Origin of the sequence: Pseudomonas sp. 18.1.10, assembly GCF_024655625.1 — a bacterium.
Lineage (GTDB): Bacteria > Pseudomonadota > Gammaproteobacteria > Pseudomonadales > Pseudomonadaceae > Aquipseudomonas.
In genome coordinates this window covers 1-7,008 of sequence record NZ_JANLGL010000258.1, presented here as the reverse complement: position 1 = coordinate 7,008, position 7,008 = coordinate 1, and the positions used below count along the sequence as shown (strand labels likewise).

Genomic DNA, 7,008 nt, shown 5'->3' with positions numbered 1-7,008 from the left:
GACTGACACACCGCATTCGCGAGCAAGCCCGCTCCCACACAAGCCCGCTCCCACAGTTTTAGTCCGCGGTGAACTTGAAGATTGTGTTCTGGGTGTAGGTCTGCCCAGGATTCAGGCGAGTGGACGCAAACCCCGGCTGATTCGGCGCATCCGGAAAATGCTGGGTTTCCAACGTAAACCCACTCCAATGCTGATACGTCTTCCCAGCCTTGCCCTTCACCGTCCCATCCAGAAAGTTGCTGGTATAAAACTGCACCCCAGGCTCCGTGGTAAACAGCTGCAAGCGCCGCCCCGACTCGGGATCATGCACCTCGGCGGCCAGTTGCTTCACGTCACCTTTAGTGTCCAAGGCCCAGTTGAAATCGAACCCACCTTGTTTGGGCTCGGCAAACTTGAGCTGCGGATGATCGTCCTTGAGGTGCTGGCCAATCGGCGTGGGTGTGAGGAAGTCCATCGGCGTGCCCTTTACCGGCGCCAGTTCACCGGTGGGAATCAACGTGGCATTCACCGGTGTGTAATGGCTGGCGTGCAGGGTGGCGACGTGCTTGAGGATGTCGCCATTGCCGGCGCCGGCGAGGTTGAAGTAGCTGTGGTTGGTCAGGTTGAGCACCGTCGGTTTGTCGGTGGTTGCCTTGTAGTCGATATGCAATTCGTTGTTGTCGTTGAGGCGGTAGGTGACTTCGGTCTTGAGGTTGCCGGGGAAGCCCATCTCGCCGTCCTTGGACAGGTAGGTGAGGGTCACGCCCACCGAGTCCTTGGCCTTGACTGGCGTGGCGGTCCACACGTGCTTGTCGAAACCCTGGGCGCCGCCATGCAGGGCATTGGGGCCGTCGTTGAGCGGCACCTGGTAGCGTTTGCCATCGAGTTCAAACGCACCGCCCGCCAGGCGATTGCCGAAGCGGCCGATGGTCGCGCCGAAAAACGCGGTGCCGGCCTGATAGCCCTGCACGTCGTCGAAGCCGAGCACCACGTCTTCGACCTCGCCGTGTTTGTCTGGCACCTTCAGCGACTGCAACACGCCGCCGTAGGTAATCACCGTGGCTTGCATGCCGTGGCTGTTGCGCAGCACGTACTGTTCGACGGCGGTGCCGTCGTTGGTTTTGCCGAAAGGCTTGTGCTCGCTGCTGAGGCCTGCCGCCTGGGCGCCACCGCTGGCGATCAGCATGGACATCGCCAGGCCCGAGAGCAGGTAACGAGGGTGCTTCATGATCGAACTTCCTTTTGTTGTTTTGAGTGGAATAGTTCTACTAATGTGCGATATTTTGTCGATACGACAGCAGATTTATAGCCTTAAACGCCTTTTATGCAAAATAAAATAAGACTAATTAAGTGAGGCAAGCCGTTATGACTACCCAGCACGCCGTTTATCCCGACCTCGAAGGCAAGACCGTCCTGATCTCTGGAGGGGCTTCGGGGATTGGCGAGTTCATGGTGCGCGCCTTCGCCGCGCAGGGCGCCAAGGTCGGCTTTGTGGACCGTGCGCAAAGCCAGGGCGAACGCCTGGCCGCGCTGTTGAGTTCCCAGGGGCGCACGGTGGAGTTCGTGCACTGTGACATCACCGACGAGATCGCCTACCGGGCCGCCATCGCGCGTTTCGAACACTCCCTGGGACCGATCACTGTGCTGGTGAACAACGCCGCGAATGACGTGCGCCACACCCTCGAAGAAGTCGATTCGGACACCTTCGACAAGCTCATCAGCGTCAACCTCAAGCACGCCTTCTTCGCCGCCAAGGCCGTGGTGCCGATGATGAAAAGCGCGGGCGGCGGGGCGATCATCAACCTCGGCTCGGTCGGCTGGATGATGGCCTCGGCCGGCTACCCGGTGTACGCCGCCAGCAAGGCCGCCGCCCACGGCATGACCCGCGCCCTGGCACGGGAACTGGGGCCGAGCCAGATCCGCGTGAACACCTTGGTGCCGGGTTGGGTGATGACCGAGAAGCAGCTGGCGATGTGGGTCGATGATGACGCCAAGGCCCTGATTGCCCGCAGCCAATGTTTGCCGGGCAGTGTGCTGCCGGAACATATCGCCGATATGGCGTTGTTCCTGGCCTCGGATGCGTCGGCGATGTGTTCGGCGCAGAACTTTATTGTGGATGGTGGGTGGGTCTGAGCCAGGCCTAGTCTTCCAGACAACACAGGACCAATGTGGGAGCGGGCTTGCCCGCGAAGGCAGCGTGTCAGTCACCGAATTTGTCGACTGACCCACCGCATTCGCGAGCAAGCCCGCTCCCACACAAGCCCGCTCCCACAAAAAACTCACCCAACAGGTGATCTATTCGATCGGGTATTTCTTGAAAGCCGGATGCTGCTCCAACCGCTCCGCCAGGCGTTGCAGGTTGGGAAACGCCTCGGCCTCGACCACCGACGCCACCGTGTACTGGCTGAACGACCACGCCACAGCAGCAGTAATGCTTGCCTGGTTCAGCGTGTCATCGCCGGCCACGAGCTTGTCCAGCAACCCATAGGCCGCCAGCAGTTGCCCGCTGATGCGCTCGAGCCACGGCGCATGCAGCTTCTCGGCCGGGCGCAGGTTGTGTTCATAGACGATCTGCACACTCTTCTCACAGGCCGCCAGCGCCAGGCCCAGCACTTGCAGGTCGCGGGCGCGTGCCGCGGGGGCCTGGGGCAGCAGCTTTTTATCGGCCGGGGCGAGGGCTTCCAGGTAATCGAGGATCAGGCTGGAGTCCATCAGCACTGTGCCGTCGTCCAGCACCAGCGTCGGGGCCTTGACCACCGGGTTGATCTGCGAAAATTCGTCGAAGGTGCGGAACACCGACAGCGATTGATGCGCGAATGCCACCCCGTACAGGTCCAGGGAGATAGCCACGCGGCGTACGTAAGGCGAGTCCAACATGCCGACCAGTTTCATGAAGCCTCCATTGCTCTCAACGTCATTGGCCCAAGAGAGTAATTGCACGGGCGCGGCTTATGCCACGTCTATTTGCAAATGGCTCAGCAACCACGCGGTAAAGCTGCGCGCCAGTGGGTCGTTTTCACTGTCGCGGTGGGTCAGCAGCGCCCAGCTGGGCCCGCGAATCGTCGCGTCCACCAACGGCGTGAGCACGCCATCGGCGCGGGCCTGGTGGCTGAGCAACTGGCTGACGAGGCCAATGCCCAGGCCCGTGCACACCGCATCCAGCAACAGGCCGGGGTCGGAAAAGTTCAGGCCCTGATCCTGCTGGCCCACATCGATCCCGGCGTCTACCGCCCAGTGGCTCCAGTCCATTTCCCGCTCGCCATGCAGGGTCGTGCGCTGCGCCGGCGGCGTGTCGAGCAGGCGCGGGTGGCACGCCGGGAACAGGCGGTCGGCGTGCAGCACCTTGAAGCTGCATTCGGCCTGGGAGCTGATGTCGTCACGCACTGCCAGGTCGATGGTCTGGCTGGCCATGTCGGGCACTTCGTCGGTGCTGAAGATCCACAGGTCCACCTCCGGGTGCTGCTGGCGAAAGTCGGCCAGGCGCGGCAATAGCCAGTGCCGTGCAAAGGTTGGCGTGGTGTTGAGCACCAACTGATTGGGCTTGCGGTACTGCCCCAGGCGCCGTACGCCCACCGCCAGTTGTTGCAGCAGGGCCTGGGTGGTGCTGAGAAAGTCGTGGCCGGCGTCGGTCAGGCTGACGCTGCGTCCACTGCGCAAAAACAGCGGCTGTTCCAGGTAGGCCTCCAGGCTGCGGATCTGTTGGCTGATCGCCGATTGGGTCAGGTGCAGCTCTTCGGCGGCCTTGTGGAAACTGCCCAGCCGGGCGGCCGCTTCAAAGCCGCGCAGGGTGCCGAGGGGCGGCCAGTGGTTAAGCATGCTGATAAGTTCCTCTAATCAGTTTTCTACAAAATTCATCGTTTGTTCGGCTTTTTGCGCCTGCGTAGCATGTATGACACGACGCCGTGGGCAGTTTTCGCTGAACACAATGACTTAATTGAAGGGGGCTTGTCATGCAGCACACTACAATTCCTAACAGCATTGGATGGATGCCCGCGGAGTGGTCGCGCCACGCGGCGACCTGGATGGTCTGGCCCCACAACCAAGCCTTGTGGGAGACCACCTGGGGCGTGACCCTGGCCCAGGTGCAGCAGGACTTTGCACGGGTCGCCAACGCCATCGCGCGCTTCGAACCGGTGAAGATGCTGGTGGACCCGTCCGCGCTGGCCAGTGCCACGGCGTTGTGCGGCCCCGGTATCGAGCTGATCCCGCAGGCGGTCAACGACAGCTGGTGCCGCGACTCCGGCCCGACCTTTATCTGCCACCCACAGGGCGTGGCCGGGGTCAGCTGGCGCTTCAACGCCTGGGGCGGCAAGTCGGCCCATGAGCTGGATGAAAGCCTGGCGCGCCGGGTGCTCAACCACCTGGGGCTGGACTGCTTCGGTACCGCGCTGAGCAACGAAGGTGGCGCCATCCATGTCGACGGCGAGGGCACGCTGATTACCACCGAATCGGTGCTGCTCAACCCCAATCGCAACCCCGGCATGAGCAAGGCCGAGATCGAGGCGATCTTCGCGCGCTTGCTGGGCATCCGCAAAACCATCTGGTTGCCCGGCGACCCGGATCACGTCACCGGCGACATGACTGACGGCCATGTCGATGGCGTCTGCGCCTTCGCTCGCCCAGGCGTTCTGCTGGTAGACGCCACCCGCGACCAGGGCTCGGTCTACGCCGACGTGGTGCGCGAAAACCGCCGCGCCCTCGAACTGGCCACCGACGCCCAGGGCCGGCGCTTCGAGCTGATCGAGCTGTACGAAGCCAGCGATGCGGTGGACAGCGCGGCGGAAGTGTTCTGCGCCTCCTACACCAACTTCTACATCGCCAACGGCGCGATCATCATGCCGGCCTATGGCATTGCGGCCGACCAGGCGGCGGCGCAGGTACTGGCCCAGGCGTTCCCCGGTCGCGAAATCGTCCCGGTGCAGATCAACCACCTGGCCCATGGCGGCGGCGGCGTGCATTGCATCACCCAACAACAACCGATGTGGGTGCAGCCATGAGCCTGTTGACGATTGCCACCACCCAAATGCCCTGCACCTGGGATCTGCCCGCCAACCTCGACCGCGCCGAACAACTGGTGCGGGACGCGGCAGCGCAGGGCGCGCAAGTGATCCTGCTGCAGGAGCTGTTTGCCACGCCGTATTTCTGCATCGAGCAGCATCACCAGCATTTGGCGCTGGCCGAGGAGTACGCCCACAGCCGCGTGCTCCAACGCTTCGCCGCCCTCGCCAGGGAACTGGGGGTGGTGCTGCCGTTGAGCTGGTTTGAAAAGGCCGGCAACGCGTTCTTCAATTCCCTCAGCGTGGCGGACGCCGATGGGCGCTTGCTGGGGGTGTACCGCAAGACCCATATCCCCAACGCCATCGGCTATCAGGAGAAGGAATATTTCAGCCCCGGCGACACGGGTTTTCGCGTGTGGGACACGGCTTTCGGGCGCCTGGGCATCGGCATCTGCTGGGACCAGTGGTTTCCCGAAACCGCGCGCTGCCTCGCGTTGCAAGGCGCCGAGGTTTTGCTGTTTCCCACCGCCATCGGCTCGGAGCCGGGCTGTGCCAGCCTGGATTCGCGGGACCATTGGCAAATGACCATGCGCGGCCATGCGGCGGCGAATATCCTGCCGGTGGTGGCCGCCAACCGCGTCGGCCGCGAAGTGGCGACCACCGACCCGGCGCTGCAAATGGCCTTCTACGGCTCGTCGTTTATCTGCGACCACAAGGGCGCGTTGCTGGCCGAGGCTGACCGCGACAGCACCGGCGTGCTCGTGCAGCGCCTGGATCTGACGGCGATGCGCGAAGAGCGCCTGACCTGGGGCATCTTCCGCGACCGTCGCCCGGAGATGTATGCCAGCCTGCTCACCCTCGACGGTCGCCCATCATGAAAATACTCTTGAGTTGTGCGCTGCTCCTCACCAGTGCCTGCGCGTCGGCCGATGACAAAACCCTCAAGCTCTACAACTGGGCCGATTATTTCGCCGCCGATACCCTGGCCAATTTCACCGCCGAAACCGGCATCCAGGTGATCTACGACGTGATGGACAGCAGCGAAACCCTGGAAGCCAAGTTGATGGCCGGCGGCAGCGGCTACGACCTGATCTTCCCTGGCGACACCGTGGCCGAGCGCCTGATGCGCGCGGGCAGCCTGCAAACCCTGGACCCCGCCAAGCTCACCGCGCTGGCGGATATCGAGCCGGGCCTGCAACAGCTGCGCCGCCACTACGTGCATTCCAACCAGGCCACCGTGCCGTACACCTGGGGCACCATCGGCCTGACCTACAACACCCGGCAGATTGAACAGCGTTTGCCGAACGCGCCGGTCAACAGCCTCGACTTGCTGTTCAAGCCGGAACTGGCGGCGAAGTTCGCCGACTGCGGGATCTCGCTGATCGACTCACCGGACGAAGTCCTCGCCGTGGTGCTCAACTACCTGGGCCGCGACCCGCGCAGCGCCAAGCCCGAGGACCTGGCGGCGGCGAGCGAACTGCTGCTCAAGGTGCGTCCCTATATCCGCAAGTTCCAGTCGCAACCGGTGACCGATCTGGTCAATGGCAACCTGTGCCTGTCCCTCGGCTACAGCGGCGACATGACCCAGGCCCAGCGTGCCGCCGACGCGGCCGGCAAGCCGGTGACCTTTGGTTATCACATCCCCCGCGAAGGCACCACGGTGTGGATGGACACCATGGCCATCCCCGTCGATGCGCAGCACCCGGAATACGCCTACGCGTTCATCAACTTCGTGATGCGCCCGCAGAACATGGCCGCCATCACCAACCTCACCGGTTACCCCACGGCCAACGCCAAGGCCCGCCCGGACGTGGAAGCCAGCCTACGCGACAACCCCGAGATCTACCCCGATGCCGCCACCTTCACGCGGTTGATCGCCGGCAAGGACATTCCCCAGGCCGATATGCGTGCACGCATGCGTGTGTGGACTAAATTCAAGACAGCAACGCCCTAAGCATGCATTTGTGCCCTGAGCCTGCTTTTGTGGCGAGGGAGCTTGCTCCCGCTGGAGTGCGCAGCGCTCCCAAGCTTT

The 7,008-nt window shown here is 63.2% G+C and carries 7 protein-coding genes; 4 read left to right on the top strand and 3 right to left on the bottom strand.

Annotated elements, in window-relative coordinates; genetic code table 11:
- Positions 1–58: 58 nt before the first annotated feature.
- Positions 59–1,207, bottom strand: coding sequence for an aldose epimerase family protein (locus NUV89_RS26210; protein WP_257783608.1), 1,149 nt, complete (start codon positions 1,205–1,207; stop codon positions 59–61).
- Positions 1,208–1,344: 137 nt separating this feature from the next.
- Between NUV89_RS26210 and NUV89_RS26205 the strand changes: the two genes are divergently transcribed.
- Complete coding sequence (locus tag NUV89_RS26205) at positions 1,345–2,112, top strand: SDR family NAD(P)-dependent oxidoreductase (protein ID WP_257783607.1); 768 nt, start codon at positions 1,345–1,347, stop codon at positions 2,110–2,112.
- Between the two features lie 162 nt (positions 2,113–2,274).
- Here NUV89_RS26205 and NUV89_RS26200 read toward each other — a convergent pair whose 3' ends face one another.
- The gene (locus NUV89_RS26200) at positions 2,275–2,871 is read right to left on the bottom strand and encodes a glutathione S-transferase family protein (protein ID WP_257783606.1); all 597 of its coding nucleotides are present in this window, start codon (positions 2,869–2,871) and stop codon (positions 2,275–2,277) included.
- A 57-nt stretch (positions 2,872–2,928) separates the two neighbouring features.
- Positions 2,929–3,795 (bottom strand): LysR substrate-binding domain-containing protein, encoded by an 867-nt coding sequence (locus NUV89_RS26195; protein ID WP_257783605.1) that lies wholly within the window; start codon positions 3,793–3,795, stop codon positions 2,929–2,931.
- A gap of 134 nt (positions 3,796–3,929) precedes the next feature.
- On the opposite strand from NUV89_RS26195, the gene NUV89_RS26190 reads away from it, so the two are divergent.
- The 3 genes from NUV89_RS26190 to NUV89_RS26180 are packed head-to-tail and all read left to right on the top strand — an operon-like array spanning position 3,930 to position 6,930.
- Positions 3,930–4,976 carry an agmatine deiminase family protein gene (locus NUV89_RS26190; protein WP_257783604.1) on the top strand — a complete coding sequence of 349 codons (1,047 nt, stop codon included), beginning with the start codon at positions 3,930–3,932 and terminating at the stop codon, positions 4,974–4,976.
- Positions 4,973–5,854, top strand: coding sequence for an N-carbamoylputrescine amidase (aguB, locus tag NUV89_RS26185; protein ID WP_257783603.1), 882 nt, complete (start codon positions 4,973–4,975; stop codon positions 5,852–5,854). Before NUV89_RS26190 ends, aguB begins: the two co-directional genes overlap by 4 nt.
- On the top strand, positions 5,851–6,930 hold the full coding sequence (locus NUV89_RS26180; protein WP_257783602.1) for an extracellular solute-binding protein: 1,080 nt from the start codon (positions 5,851–5,853) through the stop codon (positions 6,928–6,930). Before aguB ends, NUV89_RS26180 begins: the two co-directional genes overlap by 4 nt.
- The last annotated feature ends 78 nt before the right edge of the window (positions 6,931–7,008 follow it).

Coding starts and splice junctions, on each gene's coding strand:
- NUV89_RS26210 (WP_257783608.1), bottom strand. CDS start 1,207: ATGAAGCACCCTCGTTACCTGCTCTCGGGCCTGGCGATGTCCATGCTG.
- NUV89_RS26205 (WP_257783607.1), top strand. CDS start 1,345: ATGACTACCCAGCACGCCGTTTATCCCGACCTCGAAGGCAAGACCGTC.
- NUV89_RS26200 (WP_257783606.1), bottom strand. CDS start 2,871: ATGAAACTGGTCGGCATGTTGGACTCGCCTTACGTACGCCGCGTGGCT.
- NUV89_RS26195 (WP_257783605.1), bottom strand. CDS start 3,795: ATGCTTAACCACTGGCCGCCCCTCGGCACCCTGCGCGGCTTTGAAGCG.
- NUV89_RS26190 (WP_257783604.1), top strand. CDS start 3,930: ATGCAGCACACTACAATTCCTAACAGCATTGGATGGATGCCCGCGGAG.
- aguB (WP_257783603.1), top strand. CDS start 4,973: ATGAGCCTGTTGACGATTGCCACCACCCAAATGCCCTGCACCTGGGAT.
- NUV89_RS26180 (WP_257783602.1), top strand. CDS start 5,851: ATGAAAATACTCTTGAGTTGTGCGCTGCTCCTCACCAGTGCCTGCGCG.